We start from the raw sequence: 24948 nt of genomic DNA, 5'->3' as shown, positions 1-24948 counted from the left end.
ACGCGCGCAGGACCATTTCGCCCGCATGGCAGAAACAGGCACTATCTATCTCGTTGGCGCAGGTCCGGGCGATCCGGACTTGCTGACCGTGCGTGCCGCCCGCTTGCTCGGGTCCGCACAAATCATCGTTCATGACGGGCTGGTGGATCGCTCGATCCTGGACCTTGCCCGGCCCGATGCGACTTTGATCTCGGTTGCCAAGCAGCGCTCCAAGCACACGCTGCCGCAAGAGGATATCAACGCATTGCTGGTGCGCGAAGCCCGCGCAGGCCGCGATGTAGTGCGCTTGAAGGGCGGCGATCCGCTGATTTTCGGACGCGGTGGCGAAGAGGCAGAAGCTGCCAGGGCCGAGGGCATTCGGGTCGAGATCATTCCCGGCATCAGCGCCGCAAATGGCGCTGCCGCCGCGGCGCAGATTGCGCTCACCCATCGTGACGCATCAAGCATTGTCAGCTTCGTGGCTGGCCAGTGCAAAGGCTTGAAAGACCAGAATTGGGCCGGCTTGGCCGGAGCCGGACGCACGCTGGTGATCTATATGGGCGTAAAGACCGCCCCCCAGATTGCCGAAAAACTGATGGCGGACGGGCTTGCCCCGCAAATGCCTGTCGCCGTGATCGAGAACGGGGCTCGCCCGAACCAGCGCGTATTACGCGGTATGCTCGCCGGACTGCCTGACCTGGTCGAGTCCGAGAGTGTCATCAGCCCTGCCCTTATCGTGATTGGCGAAGTAACCGCCCGTGACAATCTGGCGGTCGCCCGTCTGGCGCAGGAGGCAGCCGCATGAAGATACTGACCGGAAACGATCTGGAGAGCGGCGCAGTCGTGTGGTGGGACGGCCAGGATTGGTCCATCCACGTGAACGAAGCCGTCGATGTCGGTGAGGACGCCGCGGCAATCCTCGCCCGCGAAGAAGCGTCGCGCCGGGTCAATGTACCCTATGCCATCGAAGCCGAACGCGACAAAAACGGCGTGCGCCCCGCGCATATCAAGGATCGCGTCCGCGCCCTTGGCCCGACCGTCCGCCCCGACCTGACCCTCAAGCCCGCCGACCCCGATGCCGGCAACTGGGTGATCTGACATGTATAAGTATGACCAATATGACCAGGCGATGGTCGATGCCCGCGTTGAAGAATTCCGCGACCAGGCCCGACGCCGCATCGAAGGCAAGCTGACCGAAGACCAGTTCAAGCCCTTGCGACTGATGAATGGCCTCTACCTCCAGCTGCATGCCTATATGCTGCGCGTCGCAATCCCTTACGGAACGCTCAGTAGCTCCCAGATGCATACCTTGGCGGATATCGCGGACAAGTATGATCGCGGCTACGGGCACTTCACCACGCGCCAGAATATCCAATACAACTGGATCAAGCTGGAAGAAGCCGCAGACTTGCTGGCGGATCTCGCCAAGGTCGAAATGCATGCCATCCAGACCAGCGGCAATTGTATTCGGAATATCAGCTCGGACCATTTTGCAGGCGCTGCTGCGGACGAATTGATCGATCCGCGCCCGTACGCCGAATTGCTGCGCCAATGGTCGAGCTTCCACCCGGAATTCAGCTATTTGCCCCGCAAGTTCAAGATTGCGGTCATCGCCAGCGATACCGATCGCGCCGCAATGCGCCTACATGATATTGGCATCCAGATCGTCGAGAAAAACGGCGAAATTGGTGCGGCATTTTATGTCGGTGGCGGCATGGGCCGGACCCCGATGATTGCACCGCAGATCCGCGATTTCGTGCCGCTGGATCAGCTGGTCACATACTCCGAAGCCTGCTTGCGCGTTTACAATCGCCATGGCCGACGCGACAACAAGTACAAGGCCCGGATCAAGATCCTAGTCCATGAAATGGGTGCCGAGGAGTATACAAGCCAGGTTGAGGAGGAGTTTGCGCATCTCCTTGACCAGGGCGTCGAACCACCCCTGGCGGAACTGGAACGGATCAAGCCATTCTTTGACGATCCGGCTTTCGAAACCGGTCTGACCACAGAAATCGATCGATCCGATCCCGATTTCGCACTGTGGGCTGACCGGAACACGCATCCGCATAAGGCACCGGGCTATGTCTCCGCCGTTATCAGCCTGAAGCCGGTTGGCGGAATTCCCGGCGACGCGACAACCGCGCAAATGCATTTGATGGCCGATCTTTCAAAGCAATACAGCTTTGACGAAAGCCGGGTGATGCACACGCAGAACATCGTGTTGCCGCATGTGAAGATCGCCGATCTCCATGCCTTATGGACAGCGCTGAACGAAGCGGGGCTGGGTGAGCCCAATCTCGACCAGGTTGGTGATATCATCGCCTGCCCCGGCCTCGATTATTGCAGCCTCGCCAATGCCCGCTCGATCCCGATTGCGCAGCAAATCTCCGAACGGTTCGCCGCCAATGGCAAGGGCGATACGCTGGGCGAGCTCAAGCTGAAAATCTCCGGCTGTATCAATGCCTGCGGGCATCATCACGCCGGCCATATCGGCATCCTGGGCGTCGATAAGAAGGGTACCGAAAGCTACCAGCTGCTGCTCGGCGGGAGCGAGGCAGAAGATACCTCGCTGGCGAAGATCACCGGCCCCGGCTTTGACGAGGCGGGGATTGTCGATGCGGTGGAAACCGCCGCCGATGTCTATCTCGCGCAGAAGCAGGACGGGGAGCGTTTCCTCGACACCTATCGCCGCATTGGCATGGCCCCGTTCAAGGAGGCGCTTTATGGCTGATTCCCTCGGTACGAGCCCCGACGATGTGCAATTGCGCTATCGCGACGACGAGCCGGTCGACCATGCACAAGTGACAGTGGACGCGTTTCTCGAGCAGTCCAATTCTGCCGCGGTCCGGATTGAGCCTGGCGACGATGCACGCGCGCTGCTCCCGCATCTTGGCCGGCTGAAACTGGTCGAGGTGAATTTCCCCGCCTTCGGCGATGGCCGAGGCTACTCTGCCGCCCGCATCCTGCGCGAGGCAGGATACGAAGGCGAGCTGCGCGCCGTCGGCGATGTGCTGGTTGACCAGATCAACTTCATGCGGCGCTGCGGTTTTGACAGTTTCGCGCCAGAGCAACCTTTGGACGAGGCAGACGTGCAGGCGGCTTTCGAACGCTTCCAGGCTGTATACCAGTCCGCCGCCGACGCCCGCCGCACCGTGCAGGAGAAGCGCCATGAATGAAATGCGCTCTATCGATCGGATCGACACCGGCCCGCGGTTCACCCAGGCAGATGCTGATCGCCTGAACGCGATGTTTGAAGATGCAGAAACGCTACCTCTGCTCAATTCGGTGATCCAGGCCGGCTTGGCTGGCAATGTTACCACCGTTTCGAGCTTTGGCGCGGAAAGCGCTGTCTTGCTGCATTTGATCGCACAGGTCGAACCCGATCTGCCGGTTCTGTTTCTCGAAACCGGCAAACATTTCCCCGAAACGCTGGCCTATCGCGACGAACTGGTGAAGCGCTTCAGGCTGACTAATCTGATCAATCTTGTTCCCGAGGTGGAAGAATTGGCGGCCAAGGACGAAACGGGCCTGCGCTGGTCATACGATCCCGACGGTTGCTGCGAAATCCGCAAGGTCAAGCCGCTGGCAAAGGCTCTCGCTGGATACGATGCCAGTTTCACCGGTCGCAAAGCCTTTCAGAGCAGCACGCGCGCCAATCTGCCACGGTTTGAAATCGATACATCCGATGCCCAGGGCCGCCTCAAGATCAATCCGCTGATCGATTGGGATGCAGAACGTATTCAGGCCTATTTCGAAGAGCATGATCTGCCCCGCCATCCACTGGTCGAACAGGGCTATCCATCAATCGGCTGCTCCCCCTGCACCAGCAAGGTCGCGCCAGGCGAAGACCCCCGCTCCGGCAGATGGAAAGGCTGGGACAAGACCGAGTGCGGTATCCACGTGCCCGGCACAAACGACGCGGATGGCGATTTGCCACCGGGTTACGATCCGGCTTTCTGACCGGTCAGACCCAGCCGCGATCCTTGTACCATTTGGCAGTCGCTTTGAGGCCGTCCCGCGTGGGTATCTTGGGCACCCATAGGGCGGCATCCGGCTTGGCGTCTGGCGAAGAGACCCAGTCCGGATGGCACATATAGCCGACCCGGTCTGGTGTGAGTTTAGCCCCGTCACGCCGCAGCAGACCATCCATCCTTGCTGCAAATCCCAAGACGCCGCGAGACAGCCTGGGCACGAACGGTTTCTTGCCCATCGCCCAGCCAATCGCGAGTGCCAGGTCACGATGCTCCCACCCGCCGGGTCGGCCATCATCGGGTTCGAATATCTTGCTCGTAGTGTCGTCGTCGCTGGGCAATACCGCCAGAAGCAGGCGCGCCAGATCGCCAACATGAATCAGCGAGGTGTGCCCCTGCTTGGGCATCGGGACGACACCCATGCTGGCCATTTCAAACAAGTCGAGCATTTCCCCGTCGCGCGGACCATAAACAGCCGGAGGGCGGATGATCGTCCAGTCGAGCCCACTTGCTGCCACCAGTTTCTCGGCCCGAAGCTTGGACGCGCCGTAGCGGGACAATGCAGGCTCCCGTGCTGCGAGCGAGGATACAAAAACAAAGCGCGGCACCTTCGCTTCTAGCGCCGCTTCCACTACATTGAGCGTTCCCGTCACGTTGGCCGCTTCGAATTCTTGCGGATCGCGCGCGCGAACCTGTCCGGCAATATGGATGACCGCATCCACCCCATCGACTAGCTTGGCGAGCGCAACTGTGTTGGCCAGATCACCTTGTACCCAGTCCACGCCTCGACGTTTGTCCGGGATCGAGCGCGCAAGCGAGCGCATCTTGATGCTGCGTGTTTCGACCAGGTCGACCAGCGCCTGCCCGACAAAGCCGGTCCCCCCCGTTATCGCTAGTCTCATAGCATCACCATGTGGTCGCGATGGATTACCGTTGCCCGCGGGGAATAGCCGAGAATGTCGGCCTGGTCAGCCGCTCTTTTCCCGGCAATGGCCAGGCATTCGTCGACCGCATATTCGCTCAGGCCCTGGGCCAGTTTGCGCCCGCCCATATCGCAGATGGTGACCAAATCGCCGCGCTGGAAAGCTCCGGAAACGCCAATGATCCCGGCGGCCAACAAGCTGGCCCCATCGCGCAACGCCTGGGCGCATCCCTTGTCGACCCGAAGCGAGCCAGCCGGGGCCAACCTGCCTCCGAGCCAGCCTTTGCGCGCACTGTTGGGCTCCTGCGCCAAGAACAGAGTACCAATGCCTTCATTGAACACGCGTTTGATCGGATGATCAGCCGTTCCGTTGGCAATAGCCAAGGCAACACCTGCGCGGGTTGCCATTTCTGCGGCCTGGATTTTGGATACCATTCCGCCCGATCCGAGGCCCGAACCGGACCCGTCGCTGGCCATCGTGCGGATAGAGGAATCGATCGTGTCCACCACCGATAGCAAACTTGCACCATCCTCGTCCGGGTGCCGGTCAAACAATCCGTCCACGTCAGACAGCAGCAGAACCGCCTGCGCACCTGCTGCCTGTGCCACTCGCGCGGCCAGCCGATCATTATCGCCAAAGCGGATTTCTTCAGTGGCGACACTGTCATTCTCGTTGATCACCGGAACGGCGCCCGCATCCAATAGCCGACCCAAGGTCGCAGACGCATTGAGGTATCGCCGCCGGTCTTCCAGGTCATCCAACGTTAGCAGCATTTGTGCTGTAACAATGTCGTGCCGCGCGAACCCTTCGGACCACAATCCGGCCAAGGCAATCTGGCCTACCGATGCCGCTGCCTGCGCATCGGACAGGCTCCCTCGACCGCCGACGGGCAAGCGCAACCGCGCTGCCCCCAAGGCAATCGCGCCGGAGCTGACCAACACAATCCTTTGCCCTGCCTGGTGAAGACCTGCGAGAGTTTCGATCAGCCCGTCGAGCCAATCCTGCCGGATCTGCCCCCCGCCATCGACCAGCAAGGCAGAGCCGAGTTTGACCACCAGCAGCGGGCACGCGGTCTTGTCTTGCAAGTCGTTCAGAGTCCGGATGGCCATGCAATGCGCCTAGCGGTCTATTGGGCCAATTTGAAGCGCCTCAAATGGGCGACCATTCTCCGTCACTATCGCCTTCTTCTTCCGGCGCGGCATTGGTCTCGGTCGAGGTTTGTTCTGGCAAGTAGCCAAGAACGGCGTCGAGCAGCGGCTCCAGACCTGCCCCGGTCGCACCTGAGACCGCGAAGACCTCGTCTGCCCCGGCCTCCAGCAGTTCTTCGGCAAAGGCCGCTGCGAGTTCTTCGTCCGCCAGATCGAGCTTGTTGAGCGCGACCAGCTGCGGCTTCTCGTGCAGTCCCGCGCCATAAGCCTCGAGCTCGGCATTTACTGTTCGAAACGCTTCAGCGGGATCATCACCGGAAATATCGACGAGATGGATCAGGACCCGGCAACGTTCGATATGGCCCAGGAACCGGTCACCGATTCCGGCCCCATCCGCCGCGCCTTCGATCAGGCCGGGAATATCCGCCAGCACGAATTCGCGCGCCTTGTGATGGACCACGCCCAGCTTGGGCACCAGCGTGGTGAATGCATAATGGCCAACCTTGGCCTTCGCATTCGAAACCGCGTTGATAAAGGTGCTCTTGCCGGCATTCGGCAGTCCCAGCAGGCCCACATCGGCCAGCAGTTTGAGCCTGAGCCAGACCCACATTTCCTCGCTTGGCGTGCCCGGCTGATGCTGGCGCGGCGCCCGGTTGGTGCTGGATTTGTAACTCGCATTGCCGCGACCACCCATCCCACCTTCAAGCAGTACAACCTGCTCACCCACTTCGGTAAAGTCGGCCAGAATCTCTTCCTTGTCCTCGGACAATATCTGCGTACCAACGGGCACCGGTATCACCAGATCGGGCGCACCAGCGCCGGTCTTGTCCTTGCCCTGCCCGTGCTCGCCGCGCTTGGCCTTGAAGTGTTGGGCATAGCGGAAATCGATCAGCGTATTGAGACCCTGCACCGCCTCGAACACGATATCGCCGCCTTTGCCGCCATTGCCGCCATCAGGCCCGCCATATTCGACATATTTCTCGCGCCGGAAGCTAACAGCCCCGGGGCCACCCGCACCGGACTTGAGGTAGATTTTAGCCTGATCGAGAAAATGCATGGATGCCACCTAGGGATTTGCGCACGGAAACGGGAGTCTTTGTTTTCCATTAGCCACACGCAACGGGCGGCGGAACACGCCGCCTTGGCCGATCGATTGTCAGGCTGGCCTAGCGGCCGACGCGAGGTTTAGCCGTCCGGATCGTCCGTTCCCGGCTCCGACTGGACTACCGGCGTGGAGGAAAACACAATCCCGCCAGAGTCGGGCTGTGGCGCAGGTGCCGTCTCGAACCCTGGCGCAGGTGTCGTATCCAGCACCGGTGCCGCCTCAACCGCCGGAGCCGCCTCGCTCGATGGAGCACTCTCGCCCGGATCGACCGATGGCAAGACCTCTACCGTGGCATTGGCCGCCCGCGCCTCGGTAATAGCCTGGCGCGAAATACCGTCGGGCGTCTCGCGCAGCAGCACCTGTTCTGCCGGGGTCGGCGCAAGGGAGCCTGTGCGCGGCACAGAGGTCACCGGTGTTCCTGGAACAGCGTTGACGCCATAGGTGGCATTCCAGCTGGCCAGGTCGCGCTGGTAGCGTTCGTACGAGCTGAAGAAGTCTTCAAACACCGCATCGAGGCGCGGCAACGAACGGGCCGAAAAGCTCTCCAGGTCGGCCGGTGCTACTGTCAGCGATGCCGCGCTTACTTCCAGTGCTGCCTGGCAAAAGCCACGCTGGGCCGGCGGCAGGGCGTAAAAATTGTAGACACGCGTCATGTAACTGTCTTGCTCACCCCGATAGGAGCGGCGACCAAAACGATCACGAAATTCGCGGGTCACCGCCGAATTGGCGGTTCGCAGGGGCCGGCGGAAATTGGTCAGAAAAGCCGAATAATTCGGCAGAAGATTGGCAAATTGCGGATCCTGGCAATTCAGCGTGGCGACATTCAGCGCCGCGCGCATGTTCCAGATCGTCTGGGCAGGTGTGATCCCGGCATTGATCGTCTGGCGCACGCCATCGGCACCTATTTGCGGGATGGACATCATCGTCGATGCACCCAAAGGCGGGCGCGGGCGATACGGCACAAGTTGTACTGGCGGCGGCGCGGCCACGGGGGCCGGTGGTGGCGGCGCAGGCGTTGCGCAGGCAACAAGCGAGGCGAGGCCTAACGCCACGGCGACAAGACGGATTCTTTGGAAAACTGGCGTGATCATGCGGGTGCAACCCTCCTAGGTCCGACGATCATGACAAGGCGTGCCCTGCCTGAAACTGAAGGATCGTCCCTAACCCGCCCGTGAAGATATGAAAATGCCCGAGGTGCAATTTGCACCCCGGGCACGATCAATTGAGTCATTCCTGCGACAGTGCGCGGGAAATGGCCGTTCCGGCCTATTCGCGGGCCGCACCCATGAAGCGCAGCAGGAACAGGAACATGTTGATGAAATCGAGATAGAGACTGAGAGCTCCCAGGATCACCATCTTGCCAACTGGATACTGCGCCGCAACGCCCGGGTTCGAAACCGCAAGCTGCTGGATCTGCAGATACTCAGTCTTGAGCCGCTGCGTATCGTAGGCGGTCAGGCCTGCGAAGATCAGTACACCGAGGAAGCTGACAGCCAGCTCGAGCGCACTTGACTGGAGCCAGAAGTTGATCACGCTGGCGATGATGAGGCCAATGACACCCATGATCAGGAAGCTGCCCATTCCGGACAGGTCCTTCTTCGTAGTGTAGCCGAAGAGGCTGAGACCCGCGAAGGCGCCCGCCGTGGCGAAGAATGTCGCTGCGATCGAACCGCCGGTATAGACGAGGAAGATCGTAGAAAGCGAAAGACCCATCAGGATCGCGAAGCCCCAGAACATCATCTGCAAGGTTGCGGTGCTGAACTTGTTGCGGCCGAAGCTCATCGCGAAGACCACTGCCAGCGGAGACAAGGCCACAAGCCACATCATTGGGCCGGAGGCGAATGTCAGGGCCAGGCCCGATTGTGCTGTGAGCATTGCGACGACACCGGTCAGCAAAATGCCCGATGCCATGTAATTGTAAATCGACAGCATATGCTTGCGCAGGCCCGCATCAAACGTGGTGCGCGAAGCAACGTCGCCACCTGCGCGCGGGACGGAGCCGAAGCCCGTCTGCGACTGCCGGGGGTCGTTCCAATTTGCCATTTCGATCCAAACTCCTTCTGTCCGGCAGCCCAATAGCTCCGGTATGGGGTCAATATCAGCCCAAAACCGCCGAATTTCAAGGGCAATCGCGGTCTTTTCGATGAACAGCGATTAACCCTGGCGACGCGCCTGGGCCGCCATTTCAGCGCCCCTGTCGCGCGCAGAGTGGAGCGTATCGGTGAGCAGGGTAATAAGGGCATCATCGCCATCCAGCACGTCCAGCCCTTTCTGGGTCATTCCGCCCGGGCTCGCCACACGCTGCGCCAGCTCGCCTGGGCTGAACTCGGAACGCGCCGCGAGGGCAGAGGCACCCTCGACCATCTGGAGGGCGAGACGCCCTGCTTGCTGTTCCTCCAGACCCAGACGGGAAGCTGCAGCGGCCAGGGCGTCGATAAAGCGATAGGTGAAGCCGGGACCCGATCCGGCCAAGGCCGTGACGAGATCGAAATCCCCTTCGCTTTCAAGCCATTCGGCAGAACCCAGTTCCTGGGCGAGCGCTGTAATGTCGACCTTGCCAGCTTCGGACAAGCCTTCCGCCACAAGGGCATTGGGCGACTTGCCCAGGGCACAGGCCAGATTCGGCATGAACCGCACAATCGCCGCGGCATCGGCAAATCTGTCGCGCAGGCTTGCCAGTTCAACCCCGGCGAGGACGGATATGACAACCGTCTCAGGCCCGACGGCATCCTTCAGCCCAGGCGCGACATCGTCCAGCATATGCGGCTTCACCCCGAGCAATACGACATCGAAGGGGTGTGCGGGCCACTGCGTCACCATTTGCGCGCCATCGGGCACATCTTTGCCGCGCGGGTGATAGATCGTGAAAGTAGTGGCGGGCCGGCCGGCCTTGAGCCAGCCTTCGACCATAGCGCCCGTCATGGTGCCAAAGCCGACAATGAGCATATTGGTAATGGACATAGTCAGGCGTGCTAGCGCGCCCGGGCTGCTTTGTCAGGCCTCACCTATCGCATCGACCATCGCCGCATCGAGCGCGTCGCGTGGGGCCTTATCCCCCCACAACACGAATTGGAATGCGGGGTAGAACCGGTCACATTCGTCCACCGCAGTCTCCACCAAGGCTTGCGCCTGACGTAGACTGAGCATCCCGTCATCAGGTAGCAGCGTGCCGTGGCGATAGATGATGACGCCGCCGTTCGACCACATGTCGAAATGGCCCAGCCACATCTGTTCGTTGATCAGTGCGAGCAGCTCTTGCGCCGCGCCACGCTTGTCTTGCGCTACGCGAATATCCGGAATGCAGACCAGTTGCAGCACATTGTCTTCCGCCCGCCAGATTCCGCGCAGCTGGAATTTTGCCCAACTGCCCTGCACCTCGCCTGTGATCTCGTCGTCGGAGAGCTCCTCGATCGACCAGCCACGCGCTTCGAACAATGCGGCGAGCATATCCACCGGCGCGGCATCATCATTGCCCTGGAATTCGCTGAGGGGACTGGTCATCGCGGGGGATTTATGGATTGCATGGCAGCGACATGGCCCGCCCGGTGCCGATCACGCAATGGCTGCTCCACCGATCCTTGGGGAGAACCAATCCAGCTTGTTCAAAGCATGTGCAAAAGCCGCCGAATTGCCTAACGCAATTGTTCGATTTCCTGCCCTTCGGGGCTGGTGAAGGTGAAGGCATCAATGCCTTTTTCCTTCATTTGATTCAAAGCGTTGCGGGCCGCTGTACGGCTCGGGAACGGCCCCGCAAGAAGCCGGTTGGTTTGCCCCCATGGGGTAACATAGGGGTCCTTGTCTGAGAGCAGCGGCGCAGCCTGACGACTGATACGGCGCCAATCGAAACGGAGCGCACTGCGGTCGCGGCCCGTTGCCACCTGGACCCAAAAACGGCTGGGATGGGCAGGCTTTTCCGGTTCCGCTTCAGGCGCTTCCTCCACCTCGCGAGGAGGCTCGATCGCGCTGATATCGACGGCACCCCTTGCAGCGGTAACCGGCGGCGCTACCGGTCCGGCCAAGTCGGCAAACGCGTCGAGCACCGAGGGCGTCGGAGCGGGAGGAGCGGGTGGTGTAGAAGGTGTGGCCGTTGGGGCCACCGATGCTTGTGCCACGGTGCTGGCAGGCGATGGAGCATCGGATACGGACGTCACCGCAGATGGCTGCTGGGCCGACCGAGACTGATCAAGCTGCGCAAGATCGAATCCTGGCGCGGGCGAAGTATCCTCAATCGAAGCCACAACAACCGGAGGAGTGGATACCGGTTCTGGCGTCTGCACTGACACAGCAGCCTGTGCCGGTAACGCCGCAACCGGCTGGCTTTCAGCCGCCGTCGCGACGACCTCCTGGGCCGCTGGTTCTACGCTGGCAGGCGCGTCCTGCACTTCCACTTCCACCGGCTCATTACGCGCGGCCTCGGCCGCTCGTTGCGGAGCTGCTTCAACCGCACGGACTACGCGAGGGCGTTCACGCGAACGGGTCAAGGGATCCGAAGCGGATTCGCGGCGCGCGGCGCTGGCGAGTCTTTCGATACGATTCTGCTGGGCGCCGGCCGGCGAATCAGGGTTGGCAGGCACCGCTGCAACGGATCCAGTCGCCGGCGTGCCGAGTGGCTCACCTGAGGGGGCAAGCCCGGCGTCTGCGGATCGAGCTGTGCTGCTGCTCGCTGCCGAACCTGCCATTCCGGCAATCCGGGGATCATCCCGCCCGATCTGCGCGGCTCCCGGATAAATGCCCAAATTCGCGGCAGCAGCCTGCTGCGCTTTGGTGAGGCGTGGCATATAGCGCAGATAGGGCGCCAGTTGGTCGGCCATATTGCGGGGCATCACGGCTTCGGTAATCGCCACCGCCTCGTCTGCCCGTCCCAAAATCGCCAACCCGAAAGCGCGCGTGCGATAGGAGGCAAAATCGCGGCGCGCCAACAGTGGACGCAAGGTCTGTTCGAAGCCTTGCCGATTGCCGTCAATGGCCTGACTCAGCGCCAACCGGCGTGAAACCTCTGCGGATTCTCCGCGCGACAGTGCTCGTCTGTAGGCGGCTTGCGCCTCGCGGTTGTTGCCGACCAGATCGAAAGCCAACCCATGGTCTGCTGCCAACCTGACGATTTCTACCCCGCCCTCTTCAGCTTCCCGGAACAGCCGCAACGCTTCTACAGGCCGGCGCTTGCGGACATAAGCCGCGGCCTTGCCTGCCTTCGCGCGCGGATCACCCGGCGCAAGCTCGTCCGCCCGGCCAAAAAATCCCACTGCCGCATCCACATCGCCGAGCTCGAGCGAAGCGGTGCCGGCAGCGATCAGGGCATCGAGATTGCGGGGATTGCGCGCCAACCTCCGCAGCGCGGTGTTGAGAGACTGGGCTGCAGGCGGCGGAAGCGGCTGGACCACAGCGGTGCCCGTCCCCTGCGCCATGGCGGTGGCAACAGGCAACGGAACAATCACAGCCGCCGCAACTGCGGAAGCCTGGAAGAAGCGTAGTCTTGCCATCAATGGTCCTAACGCTGCTGGCCTAAACAGTTCCAGCTGAACCGCGCCAAAATCAGGCTACGGGCGGATTTTCAAGCGTTATTGGTTGTTCTGCCGCCCGAGGAAGCGCGGAATGTTGAGCGAGCCGCCCTCGTCATCATCTTCACCGTCTTCATCTTCAGGCTCGTCCTTGGACGAGCTGCCACGCGACAGGCTGGCCATTCTCTCGAACAAGGTGCTGCCGCCAGCATCACCGCCGCCATCACCGGAACCGGCGCCACCGGCAACCAGTCCGCGACGCTTGCCTGCGGCAGGAGCGGGTTCAACGGGCTCATCGCGTTCAGCCAGACGGTCTGCATCACCGAGCAAATCATCTCCACCTTCTGCGGAGCCCCCTTCGGCAGAACCGCCTGCCGATTCTGCGGCACCGTCGGCCTGCTGGCCTTCGGTCAGATCGAGCGTATCGTCTCCGGCCGGCTCGGGCACATCGCTCCAGTCGTCCGTGCTCGCATCGCTGTCGCCACTTTCAGCGGCAAAGCCGTCCTGGTCATCGATCGAACTGCCGAACTGGCTATCGTCGGTTGCATCTTCGGGGTCGGCTGCCTGCTCGGGATCTTCATCGCTTTCATTGCGCATCCCGGCGAGGGGATCGACAATGCCTTCGACGTCTTCCGCCTCATCATCGTCTTCATCCGAAGCGAGATCGGTCATCGAAAGGCCGAGAGGTTCTACCTCGTCGGTCGGAGCGTCGAGCGACATGCTGTCGCCGCCATCATCTTCGAAGGCTTCGTCTTCTTCCGGCAATTCCAGAACCGGGCGCTTCGGCGCACGGCCCCCGCCCAGCGACATGGCCTGCGAAGTCGTGACCGCACCGGCCTCTCCCTGTTCGATACCGGTCGCAACGACCGATACACGGATCTTGCCGTCGAGATCGGGATTGAATGCCGAGCCCCAGATGATGTTGGCGTCTTCATCGACCAGCTCGCGAATATGGTTCGCCGCCTCGTCGACTTCGAGCAGCTTCATGTCTTCGCCACCGATGATCGAAATGATCACCCCCTTGGCGCCAGTCATGCTGACCCCATCGAGCAACGGATTGGCAATCGCACGCTCGGCAGCTTCGAGAGCACGGTTCTCACCCTCGCCCTCGCCGGTGCCCATCATGGCCTTGCCCATTTCCTCCATCACCGATTTCACGTCGGCAAAGTCGAGGTTGATCAGGCCAGGCATCACCATCAAATCGGTGATCGAGCGCACACCCTGCTGCAGCACTTCATCGGCCAGCTGGAAGGCTTCCTTGAAGGTCGTTTCCGCCTTGGCGATCAGGAACAGGTTCTGGTTCGGGATTACAATCAACGTATCGACATGCTTTTGAAGCTCGTCGATGCCGGCTTCTGCCGCCCGCATCCGTCGCGTACCCTCGAACAGGAATGGCTTGGTCACGACGCCGACGGTCAAAACACCTTTGCGCCGTGCCGCCTCGGCAATCACGGGGGCCGCACCTGTGCCGGTACCGCCGCCCATACCTGCTGCGATGAAGCACATGTTCACGCCGTCGAGAATGTCTTCAAGCTCGGCGACTGTTTCTTCAGCCGCAGCCTTGCCCACTTCCGGTCGCGCGCCCGCACCAAGGCCGCCGGTAATATCCGGGCCGAGCTGCAATCGCTGTTCAGCGGACGATGTGTTGAGCGCCTGTGCATCGGTATTGGCGACGATGAAATCGACGCCTTCGATCTGCGCCGCAATCATGTTGGCGATGGCGTTGCCGCCAGCTCCCCCAACACCAATCACCGCAATGCGGGGCCGCAGCTCGTCGCTGGTGGCAGGGCCAATATTGATGCTCATGACGCTTTACTCCAAGGGCCGGATCGGCCGGGAAATTCAGGTTTCAGCACTGTGACACAAAGCGAATCATGCTTGAATCACATGTCCACGCCTTATCCACAGGGGTTTGCACGTATCTGTACACAGGCCCACTGCCCCGCAGCGGGTATGGCTGCCTGCCAACGATTAGAAATACTCCTTCGCCGCACGCACGATGCGGCTGACCAAACCGAGGCCGGAATAGCTGGTCGTTTCCTGATAGCGATTGCTGATCGAACGAATATCGACCGGATCGTCGGCCGCATAAAGGCACAGTCCGGCCAATGAGGCGAAGCCGGGATTGCGCATGGAATCGGGCATACCACGCAGGTCCGGCGGCTTCCCGACCCGGACCGGACGCCCCAGTGCGCCCTGAGTGAAATCTGCAATGCCCGCCAGTTGCGACCCGCCTCCGGTCAAGACCACCTGGCCACGGGCATTCGCAAAGTCCAATTCTTTCAGAGCTTTGCCAATCTCGTCGGTCAGTTTGGAAAGCTGCTCGGTAATGACCGACACCAGCTCGGCGCGGTTGACCTTGTGATCTTCGCTGACGCCGTCCGCAGGTGCATTGACCGGCACCATTTCACGATGGTCGGTCGGGCTGGCGATGGCTGATCCGGCCAGGCACTTGAGCCGTTCGGCCTGGAACCGGCGAATACCGAAAGCGCTGGCAATCGCGTCTGTGATGTCAGTCGAACCGAGCGGAATGGAAGTCAGGCCCCGCAGCATGCCATGCTTGAACACGCTGACATTCGTGACCTCGCCGCCGACTTCGATCAGGGCGGTTCCCAATTCCCGCTCTTCGGGGCTCAGACAAGCATAGCCTGCCGCAATCGGCGCAGCGACGACCGCTTCGACCGCCAAATGCGCGCTTTCAACCGCATCCTTCAGATTGCGGATCGGGGCACCGTCGGCCAGCATTACATGAACATCGACGCCAAGACGCTCCGCATGCAGCCCTTTGGGGTTGGCAGCGCCATGCGCGCCATCAAGCGTATATTGTGCGGGTTGTGCATGGAGGACCATGCGGCCATCGGGTTCGATATTTTCCCGCGCAGCGATCAGCAAATGCTCAATATCTTCTTCTTCGATCCGGCGACCACCGACTGGTATCTCAACCTGGGCGACGCGGCTGGTCAGCCCTGCCCCGGCGCAGCCGACCCAGACGCTCGAAACGCGCGTTCCGGCGTTCTCTTCGGCCCGTTCAATCGCATTGCGGATAGCATAGGTCGCTGCCTTCATATCGGTCACATAGCCGCGCCGCACGCCCTGCGCCTGACGGTGGCCCGAGCCCAGCACGACCATTTCACCGGTTTCCGACTGGCCCATGATCATCGCCGAAATCCGGAAGGATCCGATATTCACAGCACCGAAAATCTTCGCGATACGGGGAAGGCCCATTATTGTGCACTCCCGCTGTTGAGGACCTGCTGCGACCGGCCCGGAATCCGCATATAGATGCGTTCCGGCGCCCGCATATCGAATGTCGCGACCTTGCCGCCAAGCAGCCGGTTCTGGCCGTCCATCCGGGCAAAATTGATCAGGGCAGTGGTCGATTCCTGGTTACCCTGCGGCAAGGCCAGGACCTGGTCCGTCGTGAAAGTCAGGTTCCAGCGGCGGTTGCCAACCCATTCAGCCGCAACAACCTGCGGCTTGAGCGCCGGTGCCGCATCGAGCAATTCTCTCAAGCCAGCGACCTGTTTCGCCGCGCCCGGGCCAGACAGCCTCAGCATCCCCTTGGCATTCGGGGCGGCGATAGGCTCCAGCTCGACCCCGTCGGGATCGATCAGCACAAGCCGGTCGGGCTTGGCCAGCACGGCGTGCGGCGTCCTTTCGACCACGTCGATCACCAAGCTATCGGGCAATTGCCGGGACACGCGGGCATCCTGCACCCACGGCATCGCCACTAATTCCTCGCGCAGGGAACCGAGATCGACCAGTGGCATCGGCGTATCGCGCTGGCCTAGGGCCGCCTCGTAGACCTTCAATTCGTTCATCCGTTCGACGCCGGTCACGCGCACCTTGCGCACTTCGAAACCGGCATCGGAAGCAAGAACCGCCAATTCTGCCCGCGCCATAGCAGGCACGCCGGCAAGACTGGCGACAAACCATGCCAGCGCCACGGCACCACCCAGGATCACGGCCAGGAAGATGCGATGCAATTGTTCATCGGTGAACGGCAGCAGGGCCATCGCTCCGTCGAGAACGCCTCTGCCGGTCTTCTGCGCCTGGCGTGCCTTGGCTGCCCGGCTCTTGGCGGCGGTTGCGCGGCGAACGCCCTGCCCCTTGCGCTTAACCCTGGTCGCCATGCTTCCCTCCGAATGTGTCGAGCGCATCGGCGACGATGGCCTCGACGAGATCTTCGTAACTCATCCCTGCATATTTCGCCTGCTCCGGCACGAGGCTGAGCGGCGTCATGCCGGGCTGCGTATTGGTTTCGAGCACGAACAGGCCTGCTTCGCCTTGTTCGTCATCCCACCGGTAGTCCGTGCGGCTGGTGCCTTTGCACCCGAGCAAGCGATGCGCCTCCAGCGCATATTGTTTGCACAGCGCCTCAATCGGCTCGGGGATTTCAGCCGGACAAATATGGTCGGTCATCCCGTCAGTATATTTGGCATCGAAATCGTAAAAACCGCTCTTCGGTTTGAGCTCGGTAACAGCCAGAGCCTTTCCACCAACCACCGCCGTCGTCAGTTCGCGCCCGCGAATGAATGGCTCGGCCAGCAACTGGTCAAATTCGCGCCATGGCCCCTCGGTATCGGGCCGGATCGGATTGCCATAATTGCTTTCGTCGGTGACAATGGCGACGCCGACGGAGGATCCTTCATTGACCGGCTTGAGCACATAGGGGCGTGCCAGCGGATCGCTCCGGTAGAGCTCTTCACTCTTCACGATCCGGCCACCGGGCATCGGGATGCCGTGCGGCACCAGCGCCTGTTTGGTCAGCTCCTTGTCGATCGCGATCACCGAAGTGGCGAGGCCCGAATGCGTATAGGGTATACCCATCAGATCGAGCATGCCTTGCACCGTGCCATCCTCGCCCGGGACACCATGCAGGGCATTGAACACGACATCGGGTGCGGCACCGGCGATACGCGCCGCAACTTGCCGGTCCATATCGATCCGGGTCACGCGATGGCCCCGCGCCTCCAGCGCGTCCGCCACGCCATTACCGGACATCAACGAGACTTCCCGTTCATTGGCCCAACCGCCCATCAAGACGGCGATGTGAAGTTTCCGGTCAAGGCTCATGGCCGGCCCACCCGTTGGATTTCCCATTCCAGCTCGACACCGAAATGCGCATAAACGCGGTGTTTCACCTCTTCGCCCAGCCCTTCGATATCGGCGCTGGTCGCGTCACCGGTGTTGATCATGAAATTGGTGTGTTTCTCGCTCACCTGTGCGCCGCCCATCTTAAGGCCACGACACCCGGCCGCATCGACGAGCTGCCACGCTTTGTGGCCCTCAGGATTCTTGAAGGTCGAGCCGCCGGTCTTGGTACGGATCGGCTGGGATTGCTCGCGCGCCTGAGCGATGCGGTCCATTTCGGCACCAATTGCGGCAGGATCACCAGATGCGCCCTGGAACCGGGCCGCTACAACTGTCGCCCCGTCCGGCAAGGCCGAATGGCGATAGGAATATCGCAGGTCAGTCACCGGCAGGGTCAGGAAGGCCCCATCGGGCATCACGACATCACAATCGATCAGGATATCGGCAGTTTCCTTGCCATAGGCCCCGCCATTCATGCGGACAAAGCCGCCTACCGTGCCGGGAATGCCGCGCAGGAATTCAAGGCCCGCCACACCAGCGTCGCGCGCGGTCGAGGAGACCAGGATACCGTGGGCACCAGCGCCGCATGCGATGACATGGTCGTCTCTGACTTCAACCTTGGCAAAGGCCTTGCCAAGCTTGATCACCACGCCCGGCACACCGCCATCGCGGATAATCATGTTAGAGCCCAGACCCAGCGCCATCACCGGCAGCTGCCCATCAAGGCGCGCCAGAAAATCACGCAAGTCATCGAGGTCCGCAGGCTCGAAGAGCCAATCGGCATGGCCCCCACTCTTGAACCATACTAGCTTCGCCAGTGGCGCATCGCGTGTCAGCTTGCCGCGAATGCCCTCGATCGGCACGGGCGCGGCGACCGCACCCTCGACTTCGGCGGTGGGCGCCCGGCCAGTATCGTTCATGGCCCAATCATCGGGTTGCAGCCCGCTCACGCCGCGCGCTCCTTGCCGATCGCATCCGCGAGATCGGCAGCCCATTTGGTGATGTCGCCTGCCCCCAGGCATACGATCATATCACCATCGGCAATTTCAGCGGCGAGCGTCTTGGCCAGATCATCCCGGTCCGCAATTGTCGCAGCATGACGGTGTCCGCGCGACTTGAGACCATGGACCAGAGCCTCTGCATCGGCCCCTTCGATCGGGTCTTCGCCCGCTTCGTAGACGGGCGTTACATAGACCATGTCGGCTTCGTTAAAACAGGTCTGGAATTCGTCCATCAGGTCCCGAAGCCGCGTGTAGCGGTGCGGCTGGGCGACCGCGATGACGCGCCCTTTCGCACTCTCGCGCGCAGCACCCAGTACGGCGCGGATTTCGACCGGATGGTGGGCATAATCATCAATGATTGTGGCACCAGCCACGTCGCCCACCTTGGTGAAGCGCCTGCGAACCCCGCCAAACTGGCCGAAGCCTTCGCGAATGACGCTGTCGGGGCAGCCCATCTCAATCGCGACGGCAATCGCCGCCAATGCATTCTGGACGTTGTGCCGCCCGGGCATGGGCAATTGTACACCCTCGATCCGGCGATCCTCCTCGCCGCGCTGGCGGACAATGACATCGAACGTATTGCCGCCGGCATCGGGGCGGATGTTCACGCCGCAAATGTCAGCCTGAAGGGAGAAACCATAGGTCATCACCCGGCGGTCGCGCACCTGACCGATGACCGCCTGCACTTCGGGATGGTCGATGCACAATATGGCAGCGCCATAGAATGGCACGTTATGAATGAACTCAACAAATGCGCGCTTCACACCATCGAAATCACCATAGTGATCGAGGTGTTCTGGATCGATATTTGTGACGACTGCGATTGTACCATCGAGCCGCAAAAAGCTGCCATCGCTCTCGTCTGCCTCGACCACCATCCAATCGCTGTCGCCCAAGCGTGCATTCGAACCGTACTGCTCGATAATACCGCCATTGATCACGGTCGGGTCGATATCGCCCTTGTCGAGCAAGGCGGCGATCATGCTGGTGGTTGTCGTCTTGCCATGCGTTCCAGCCACTGCAACGGTGCTTTTCAGCCGCATCAATTCGGCCAGCATTTCCGCCCGCCGCACCACCGGGATGCGGTTTTCCAGCGCTGCTGCGACCTCCGGGTTAGTCCGCTTTACAGCCGTCGATGTCACAACAACGGCGGCATTTTCGACATTCTCTGGGACATGACCGATCATCACGGTGATGCCACGCGCGCGCAGCCGCTCCACACTGGGCCCTTCGGCCAAGTCGGAGCCTTGCACGCTATAGCCCAGATTGCGCATCACCTCGGCAATGCCAGACATGCCTATCCCGCCAATGCCAACGAAGTGGACAGTGCCGATATCGGTAGGAACACCCCTCATTCCGAAGGCTCCCTGGCTGCACCCGGAGCGGACGCCACCGTCTGGGATGCAGCCCGCGGCGCAGAGGCGCCAACCTTGATCACATCCATCATATCTGCTCCGCCGAAGCTTTCGACCAGATCAGCAAGATCCTCGACTGCTTTGGGGCGGCCGCAATTCCACGCGGCATGTGCCGCTGTGGCCAGCGTGTCCGGACGTTGGCTCAGGGCCTGGATCTGCTTCGCCAGTTCCTTGGGCTGGAATTTTTCCTGCCGGATCATCCGCGCCCCGCCCGCCTTGACAATTTCGCGGGTGTTAGCGGCCTGGTGATCGTCAGTCGCGATCGGAAGCGGAACAAGAATGGCCGGGCGTCCCACTGCAGTTAGTTCGGCAATAGTCGACGCGCCTGCGCGACCGATAAACAGGTGCGTATCCGCCAGTCGGGCTGCCATATCTTCGAAATAGGTCCCGAGCTCGGCCGGGATGTCATGGTTACGGTACCGCTCCCGCACTTTGTCCAGATCTTCGGGCCGGCATTGCTGGGTGACCTGCAAGCGCTGGCGCAGCGCGGGCGGCAACATGGCCAAGCCATCAGGCACGATTTCGGACAGCACATTGGCGCCCTGGCTCCCGCCGGTGACCAGTACCTTTAGAATGCCATCATCGCTGAATGCCGGAAACGGTTCTTCGCGCAAACCAAGAACCCCTGACCTGACCGGATTGCCCACCAGGTGGACCTTGTCACGATGTTTGTCTTTCAGCCGCTCAATCTCGGGATAAGCGGTTGCCACTGCATTCACGCGGCCAGCCAGGAACCGGTTGACCCGGCCCAGCACGGCATTTTGTTCGTGAACAACAGTGGGAATGTCATCGCTTGTGGCCGCCAGCATGGTCGGCAAGGCAGGATAGCCGCCGAAGCCGACAACAGCGCTCGGCTGGAAGGTTTCGAACAGGCGCTTGGCCATGTCGCGCCCCTGCCAGACGGCTTTCAAACCGCCGAACCAGCGCAACGGGTTCTTGCCAAAGCGCCCGGCCGGCAAAACATGGGCAGGAAGGAAATCGGGCTTTCCCGGAATCTTCGCGCCGCGCTCGTCCGTGATCAGGGCGACATGATGCCCGCGCCGTTCCAGCTCCGTCGCAAGCGCGAATGCAGGCAGCAAGTGCCCGCCTGTCCCGCCCGCAGCGAGCACATAGTGACGCCCAGCCTTACCGATGGCATCGCCGGTCATGCGTCCTTCTCCTTGTCATTCAGCAGCGCACGCAGCCCCGGCGTTTCGCGCGTCAGGAAGGGATTACGGCGGGTCAGGGCCAACAGCAATCCGACGGCCAAGCATACGGCAATCGTCGAAGAGCCGCCATAGCTCACCAATGGCAAGGTCATCCCTTTGGACGGGAACAATTGCAGGTTCACCAGGATGTTGATGAAAGCCTGGCCGCCAATCTGTGTCGCAAGGCCCGCCGATGCGAGAAGCGCGAACAGGTTCTCCTCATCAGCCAGGCGCACCAGCACGCGGACAATGATGGCAAGGTACAGCAGCACGATTATGGCGCAGACGATCAGGCCGAATTCTTCACCGATGACGGAGAAGATATAGTCGGTATGCGCCTCGGGCAGGTTCATCTTCTTCAGACCGAGCCAGAACCCGGTGCCACCCCAGCCACCGGCAAGCAATGTGCGCTGCGCAAGGTCGACCTGGTCGAACGCAGTGCCGCCGCCCAGGAACGCGTCGATCCGGTAGCGGGCATTGTCATAGAGGAAGTAGGCAGCGGTTACTCCGCCAATGCCCAGCGCGATGATCCCGCCAATCTTCTTCGCCGATACGCCCGACAGCATCACCAGCACGAACCAGACGCCCGAGAAGAGGATCGTCGCCCCCAAATTAGGCTGGACCATCAGCAGGATCGCCACGATCCCCATCAGGCCGGTCACGATCGCCAGCACCGGGATATGCGGGTCTTTCAACCGCCACGACAATATCCAGGCCAACGCAATGGCAAAGCCGGGTTTGAGGAATTCGGAAGGCTGGAAACCAAGGCCGAACCGGATCCACCGCTTTGCCCCGTTCACTTCATATCCAATCAGCGGGACCAGCACCAAGGCGCCCAACATCCCTGCGGCCAGCATGATGCCGATCCGCCTCGCATTGTCGCGGCTGAGGAACGATGCCCCCAGCATCACCGCAATCCCTACAAACTGCCAGCGCAGATGCGCCCAATAGAAGTAGAGATCCGGCAAGGTAGTTTCGCTAGTTGAAAGACGCCGCGCGGTGGACGGCGACGCTGCGGCCACTGCCGCTGTGCCGATTGCCATCAGGGCCAGAATCAGGACCAGCAAGACCCGATCGACTTCACGCCACCAGATGCGGAATTCGGACGCCTTGTTGCCGCGTCGCTTCTCGGCGCTCGCTAAGCGTTCGCCAACGCCGGGTACATAGGGGGGAGAAGAACTCATCCGGTCAATCCTCCACCGGCCAGGGTAGGCTCGCAAATCTCGTCGATCTCGCAACCGGCCAACGCGCCGACCAATTGCCGGAAGTGCTCGCCGCGCTTTTCGAAGTCGCGGAACTGGTCGAAGCTGGCGCAGGCTGGAGACAGAAGAACGACTTCGCCAGGCTCCGCGTTGTTGACGGCCTGTTTTACCGCCTCGCAGATAAGCTCGGAACGCTCGAACGGCACACGGCCATCGAGCAGGTCGGCGAAACGCGGCCCCGCCTCGCCAATCGTATAGGCGTGTTTCACATTCGGCAGTTCTGCTTCACACTCGCCCAATCCGTCTTCCTTGGCCAAGCCACCCACAATCCAGTGAATTCGCGGATGCGGCGCAGCGGGCCAGGCTGCCAGAGCCGGCGCAGCCGACGCCGCATTGGTCGCTTTGCTGTCATTCACGAACAGGACGCCCTCATGCTCGCACACAATTTCCATCCGATGCGGCAAACCGGCATAGGTCGCCATAGCCGGCTCCCATTGGGCGCGGCTGACGCCGATTTCTTCGACCAAGGCAACAGCAGCAGCGATATTCTGGAGGTTGTGCGGCCCCTGCAAGGCAGGCCAATCGCTCTGCCCGGCGGCAAAGGAAGCAGGATCGAGACAGACAGCGCGCCCTTCTGCGCGACGCGAAGCCGCTGCCTCACAAACGGCGCGCGTCGGCGCATCTTCGCAACCAAAACAGGCAAACTGGCCGCTGCCTTGCATTGTGAAGAGGCGCCCCTTGGAGAACGCATACGCCTCGAATCCGTCATACCGGTCGAGATGATCGGGGGTAATGTTGAGCAAGGCTGCCGCTTCGCAAGCGAGCGAGAACGTCAGGTCGATCTGGTAGCTCGATAATTCGAGGACATAGACCCCACCTTCTGGAAGCGGATCTTCGCCCAGAATAGGGGTGCCGATATTGCCGCCCATTCTGGCTGGAAAACCCGCTTCCTCCAGCAAGTGGGCCACCAGCGCGGTGGTGGTCGACTTGCCATTGGTGCCCGTAATACCGATCACCTTGTGCGGCGGCAGGTCGCCCCTCGCCTGCGCAAACAATTCAATGTCACCAATCAGCGGCACGCCAAACTCTTCCGCGCGCGGCAGGATGGGATGCGTGTTCAGCGGAACTCCGGGCGATACGACAATACCGTCAAAGCCGGTCAGGTCTTCGACCAAGGGATCGCCAATAGTGGCAGCTGCAGGCAGCGCCTCGCGCGGTTCTTCCTGACGGTCCCACGCCATGACCTGTGCGCCACTGGCGAGCAAAGCGTTGACCGATGCCAGCCCCGACCGCGCCAGGCCGAGAACGGCATAGCGTTTGCCGGCAAAGGCCGCGCTCGTGATCATCGTAGCTTCAGCGTGGCGAGGCCCATCAGGGCAAGCACGATCGAAACGATCCAGAACCGGATCACGACCTTGCTCTCGCTCCATCCGAGCTGTTCGAAATGATGGTGGATCGGTGCCATACGGAACACGCGCTTGCCGGTCCGTTTAAACCAGAACACCTGAATGATGACCGAAAGTGCCTCGAAGGCGAACAGGCCGCCGACAATCGCCAGCACGATTTCGTGATGGCTAGCTACGGCAATGGCACCCAGTGCGCCGCCAAGGGCAAGGCTTCCGGTGTCACCCATAAAAACGGCTGCCGGGGGCGCGTTAAACCATAAGAAGGCCAGCCCCGCCCCCATTATCGCGGCGCAGAATATCGCCAATTCACCGGCACCAGGTACGTGCGGAATGCCGAGATATTCGGAGAAATCAGCCCGACCGGCGAGGTAAGCAATGATCGCGAAAGTTCCGGCCGCGATAATTACCGGCATGATTGCGAGGCCATCGAGTCCGTCGGTCAGGTTCACCGCATTGCCCGCGCCCACGATCACAACCGCTGCAAAGACATAATAGAAGGGCCCTAGAGGGATAGCCCGGTCCGACACGAAGGGCACATAAAGCCACGTGTTGATCTGGCTGACGATGATGTAGCTCGCGATCCCGGCCACCACGAATTCCAGCAACAGCCGGACCTTGCCCGAAACGCCTTTGTGGCTGTTCTTGGTGACTTTGTCGTAATCGTCGAGGAAGCCGATGATGCCGAAGCCGACAGTCACCGCGATGCAGGCCCAGACGAACGGGTTTTTCAGATCCATCCAGAGCATTAGCGAAAGGACCAGCGAGACGAGGATCATCAAGCCGCCCATTGTCGGCGTACCGCGTTTGGCCAGATGGGTTTGCGGGCCATCCTCGCGGATCGGCTGGCCCTTGCCCTGCCGCACCCGCAGCATGTCGATAAAGCGCGGACCGATGATCAATCCGATGATGAGCGCAGTCATCAGCGTCGCCCCGGCCCGGAACGTTTGATATCGGATGAGGTTGAAGACGCCTTCGAAACCCAGCCATTCAGCGATCAAATAGAGCATGTGGCCTTCCCG

Annotated in this window: 23 protein-coding genes; 5 read left to right on the top strand and 18 right to left on the bottom strand. The window is 61.3% G+C overall.

Annotation, left to right across the window (positions count from 1 at the left end; translation table 11 throughout):
* Positions 1–25: 25 nt before the first annotated feature.
* From cobA to ABD653_RS13075, 5 genes are read left to right on the top strand one after another with little or no spacing between them, the layout of a single operon-like run.
* Positions 26–784 (top strand): uroporphyrinogen-III C-methyltransferase, encoded by a 759-nt coding sequence (cobA, locus tag ABD653_RS13095; RefSeq protein ID WP_160779086.1) that lies wholly within the window; start codon positions 26–28, stop codon positions 782–784.
* Positions 781–1077: a DUF2849 domain-containing protein gene (locus tag ABD653_RS13090; RefSeq protein ID WP_160779085.1), complete on the top strand. Its 297-nt coding sequence runs from the start codon at positions 781–783 to the stop codon at positions 1075–1077. The genes cobA and ABD653_RS13090 overlap by 4 nt, the downstream gene beginning before the upstream one ends.
* Position 1078: 1 nt before the next feature.
* On the top strand, positions 1079–2710 hold the full coding sequence (locus ABD653_RS13085) for a nitrite/sulfite reductase (protein WP_160779084.1): 1632 nt from the start codon (positions 1079–1081) through the stop codon (positions 2708–2710).
* On the top strand, positions 2703–3155 hold the full coding sequence (locus ABD653_RS13080; protein WP_160779083.1) for a DUF934 domain-containing protein: 453 nt from the start codon (positions 2703–2705) through the stop codon (positions 3153–3155). The genes ABD653_RS13085 and ABD653_RS13080 overlap by 8 nt, the downstream gene beginning before the upstream one ends.
* A complete protein-coding gene (locus tag ABD653_RS13075) occupies positions 3148–3939 on the top strand; it encodes a phosphoadenylyl-sulfate reductase (RefSeq protein WP_160779082.1) in 792 nt (263 codons plus the stop codon). Before ABD653_RS13080 ends, ABD653_RS13075 begins: the two co-directional genes overlap by 8 nt.
* 4 nt (positions 3940–3943) lie before the next feature.
* Here ABD653_RS13075 and ABD653_RS13070 read toward each other — a convergent pair whose 3' ends face one another.
* From ABD653_RS13070 to mraY, 18 genes are all read right to left on the bottom strand, one after another.
* Positions 3944–4852, bottom strand: a complete 909-nt coding sequence (locus ABD653_RS13070) for an NAD-dependent epimerase/dehydratase family protein (RefSeq protein ID WP_160779081.1) — start codon at positions 4850–4852, stop codon at positions 3944–3946.
* A complete protein-coding gene (gene proB / locus ABD653_RS13065) occupies positions 4849–5982 on the bottom strand; it encodes a glutamate 5-kinase (protein WP_160779080.1) in 1134 nt (377 codons plus the stop codon). Before proB ends, ABD653_RS13070 begins: the two co-directional genes overlap by 4 nt.
* A gap of 40 nt (positions 5983–6022) precedes the next feature.
* A complete protein-coding gene (cgtA, locus tag ABD653_RS13060; RefSeq protein WP_160779079.1) occupies positions 6023–7078 on the bottom strand; it encodes an Obg family GTPase CgtA in 1056 nt (351 codons plus the stop codon).
* 128 nt (positions 7079–7206) lie between these two features.
* The gene (locus tag ABD653_RS13055) at positions 7207–8217 is read right to left on the bottom strand and encodes a hypothetical protein (protein ID WP_160779078.1); all 1011 of its coding nucleotides are present in this window, start codon (positions 8215–8217) and stop codon (positions 7207–7209) included.
* A 175-nt stretch (positions 8218–8392) separates the two neighbouring features.
* Entirely contained in the window at positions 8393–9169 is a 777-nt protein-coding gene (locus ABD653_RS13050) for a Bax inhibitor-1/YccA family protein (protein WP_160779077.1), read from the bottom strand.
* Positions 9170–9280: 111 nt separating this feature from the next.
* The gene (locus ABD653_RS13045) at positions 9281–10087 is read right to left on the bottom strand and encodes a pyrroline-5-carboxylate reductase family protein (RefSeq protein ID WP_160779076.1); all 807 of its coding nucleotides are present in this window, start codon (positions 10085–10087) and stop codon (positions 9281–9283) included.
* Between the two features lie 33 nt (positions 10088–10120).
* Complete coding sequence (locus ABD653_RS13040) at positions 10121–10627, bottom strand: type III secretion system chaperone family protein (protein WP_160779075.1); 507 nt, start codon at positions 10625–10627, stop codon at positions 10121–10123.
* Positions 10628–10758: 131 nt separating this feature from the next.
* Positions 10759–12606 (bottom strand): SPOR domain-containing protein, encoded by a 1848-nt coding sequence (locus ABD653_RS13035; protein ID WP_234032158.1) that lies wholly within the window; start codon positions 12604–12606, stop codon positions 10759–10761.
* A gap of 78 nt (positions 12607–12684) precedes the next feature.
* Positions 12685–14430, bottom strand: a complete 1746-nt coding sequence (gene ftsZ, locus ABD653_RS13030; protein ID WP_160779074.1) for a cell division protein FtsZ — start codon at positions 14428–14430, stop codon at positions 12685–12687.
* A gap of 165 nt (positions 14431–14595) precedes the next feature.
* Positions 14596–15849 (bottom strand): cell division protein FtsA, encoded by a 1254-nt coding sequence (gene ftsA / locus ABD653_RS13025; protein WP_160779073.1) that lies wholly within the window; start codon positions 15847–15849, stop codon positions 14596–14598.
* Positions 15849–16757, bottom strand: a complete 909-nt coding sequence (locus ABD653_RS13020; RefSeq protein ID WP_160779072.1) for a cell division protein FtsQ/DivIB — start codon at positions 16755–16757, stop codon at positions 15849–15851. Before ABD653_RS13020 ends, ftsA begins: the two co-directional genes overlap by 1 nt.
* Positions 16741–17700: a D-alanine--D-alanine ligase gene (locus ABD653_RS13015; protein ID WP_160779071.1), complete on the bottom strand. Its 960-nt coding sequence runs from the start codon at positions 17698–17700 to the stop codon at positions 16741–16743. Before ABD653_RS13015 ends, ABD653_RS13020 begins: the two co-directional genes overlap by 17 nt.
* Positions 17697–18668, bottom strand: coding sequence for a UDP-N-acetylmuramate dehydrogenase (gene murB / locus ABD653_RS13010; protein ID WP_325065386.1), 972 nt, complete (start codon positions 18666–18668; stop codon positions 17697–17699). Before murB ends, ABD653_RS13015 begins: the two co-directional genes overlap by 4 nt.
* On the bottom strand, positions 18665–20074 hold the full coding sequence (murC, locus tag ABD653_RS13005; RefSeq protein ID WP_160779070.1) for a UDP-N-acetylmuramate--L-alanine ligase: 1410 nt from the start codon (positions 20072–20074) through the stop codon (positions 18665–18667). Before murC ends, murB begins: the two co-directional genes overlap by 4 nt.
* Positions 20071–21282: an undecaprenyldiphospho-muramoylpentapeptide beta-N-acetylglucosaminyltransferase gene (gene murG / locus ABD653_RS13000; protein ID WP_199801112.1), complete on the bottom strand. Its 1212-nt coding sequence runs from the start codon at positions 21280–21282 to the stop codon at positions 20071–20073. The genes murC and murG overlap by 4 nt, the downstream gene beginning before the upstream one ends.
* Positions 21279–22505, bottom strand: a complete 1227-nt coding sequence (locus ABD653_RS12995; protein ID WP_160779069.1) for an FtsW/RodA/SpoVE family cell cycle protein — start codon at positions 22503–22505, stop codon at positions 21279–21281. Before ABD653_RS12995 ends, murG begins: the two co-directional genes overlap by 4 nt.
* Positions 22502–23869 (bottom strand): UDP-N-acetylmuramoyl-L-alanine--D-glutamate ligase, encoded by a 1368-nt coding sequence (gene murD, locus ABD653_RS12990; protein ID WP_160779068.1) that lies wholly within the window; start codon positions 23867–23869, stop codon positions 22502–22504. The genes ABD653_RS12995 and murD overlap by 4 nt, the downstream gene beginning before the upstream one ends.
* On the bottom strand, positions 23866–24936 hold the full coding sequence (mraY, locus tag ABD653_RS12985) for a phospho-N-acetylmuramoyl-pentapeptide-transferase (protein ID WP_160779067.1): 1071 nt from the start codon (positions 24934–24936) through the stop codon (positions 23866–23868). The genes murD and mraY overlap by 4 nt, the downstream gene beginning before the upstream one ends.
* Between the last annotated feature and the right edge of the window lie 12 nt (positions 24937–24948).

Origin of the sequence: Parerythrobacter jejuensis (genome assembly GCF_039536765.1) — a bacterium.
GTDB classification, from domain to species: domain Bacteria; phylum Pseudomonadota; class Alphaproteobacteria; order Sphingomonadales; family Sphingomonadaceae; genus Parerythrobacter; species Parerythrobacter jejuensis.
The sequence above is the reverse complement of the archived record's forward strand: the minus strand, read 5'-3'. Positions and strand labels throughout refer to the sequence as shown.

Bases quoted from the DNA above. Each gene is read 5' to 3' on its own strand.
- cobA (WP_160779086.1), top strand. From the start codon at position 26: ATGGCAGAAACAGGCACTATCTATCTCGTTGGCGCAGGTCCGGGCGAT.
- ABD653_RS13090 (WP_160779085.1), top strand. From the start codon at position 781: ATGAAGATACTGACCGGAAACGATCTGGAGAGCGGCGCAGTCGTGTGG.
- ABD653_RS13085 (WP_160779084.1), top strand. From the start codon at position 1,079: ATGTATAAGTATGACCAATATGACCAGGCGATGGTCGATGCCCGCGTT.
- ABD653_RS13080 (WP_160779083.1), top strand. From the start codon at position 2,703: ATGGCTGATTCCCTCGGTACGAGCCCCGACGATGTGCAATTGCGCTAT.
- ABD653_RS13075 (WP_160779082.1), top strand. From the start codon at position 3,148: ATGAATGAAATGCGCTCTATCGATCGGATCGACACCGGCCCGCGGTTC.
- ABD653_RS13070 (WP_160779081.1), bottom strand. From the start codon at position 4,852: ATGAGACTAGCGATAACGGGGGGGACCGGCTTTGTCGGGCAGGCGCTG.
- proB (WP_160779080.1), bottom strand. From the start codon at position 5,982: ATGGCCATCCGGACTCTGAACGACTTGCAAGACAAGACCGCGTGCCCG.
- cgtA (WP_160779079.1), bottom strand. From the start codon at position 7,078: ATGCATTTTCTCGATCAGGCTAAAATCTACCTCAAGTCCGGTGCGGGT.
- ABD653_RS13055 (WP_160779078.1), bottom strand. From the start codon at position 8,217: ATGATCACGCCAGTTTTCCAAAGAATCCGTCTTGTCGCCGTGGCGTTA.
- ABD653_RS13050 (WP_160779077.1), bottom strand. From the start codon at position 9,169: ATGGCAAATTGGAACGACCCCCGGCAGTCGCAGACGGGCTTCGGCTCC.
- ABD653_RS13045 (WP_160779076.1), bottom strand. From the start codon at position 10,087: ATGTCCATTACCAATATGCTCATTGTCGGCTTTGGCACCATGACGGGC.
- ABD653_RS13040 (WP_160779075.1), bottom strand. From the start codon at position 10,627: ATGACCAGTCCCCTCAGCGAATTCCAGGGCAATGATGATGCCGCGCCG.
- ABD653_RS13035 (WP_234032158.1), bottom strand. From the start codon at position 12,606: ATGGCAAGACTACGCTTCTTCCAGGCTTCCGCAGTTGCGGCGGCTGTG.
- ftsZ (WP_160779074.1), bottom strand. From the start codon at position 14,430: ATGAGCATCAATATTGGCCCTGCCACCAGCGACGAGCTGCGGCCCCGC.
- ftsA (WP_160779073.1), bottom strand. From the start codon at position 15,849: ATGGGCCTTCCCCGTATCGCGAAGATTTTCGGTGCTGTGAATATCGGA.
- ABD653_RS13020 (WP_160779072.1), bottom strand. From the start codon at position 16,757: ATGGCGACCAGGGTTAAGCGCAAGGGGCAGGGCGTTCGCCGCGCAACC.
- ABD653_RS13015 (WP_160779071.1), bottom strand. From the start codon at position 17,700: ATGAGCCTTGACCGGAAACTTCACATCGCCGTCTTGATGGGCGGTTGG.
- murC (WP_160779070.1), bottom strand. From the start codon at position 20,074: ATGAGGGGTGTTCCTACCGATATCGGCACTGTCCACTTCGTTGGCATT.
- murG (WP_199801112.1), bottom strand. From the start codon at position 21,282: ATGACCGGCGATGCCATCGGTAAGGCTGGGCGTCACTATGTGCTCGCT.
- ABD653_RS12995 (WP_160779069.1), bottom strand. From the start codon at position 22,505: ATGAGTTCTTCTCCCCCCTATGTACCCGGCGTTGGCGAACGCTTAGCG.
- murD (WP_160779068.1), bottom strand. From the start codon at position 23,869: ATGATCACGAGCGCGGCCTTTGCCGGCAAACGCTATGCCGTTCTCGGC.
- mraY (WP_160779067.1), bottom strand. From the start codon at position 24,936: ATGCTCTATTTGATCGCTGAATGGCTGGGTTTCGAAGGCGTCTTCAAC.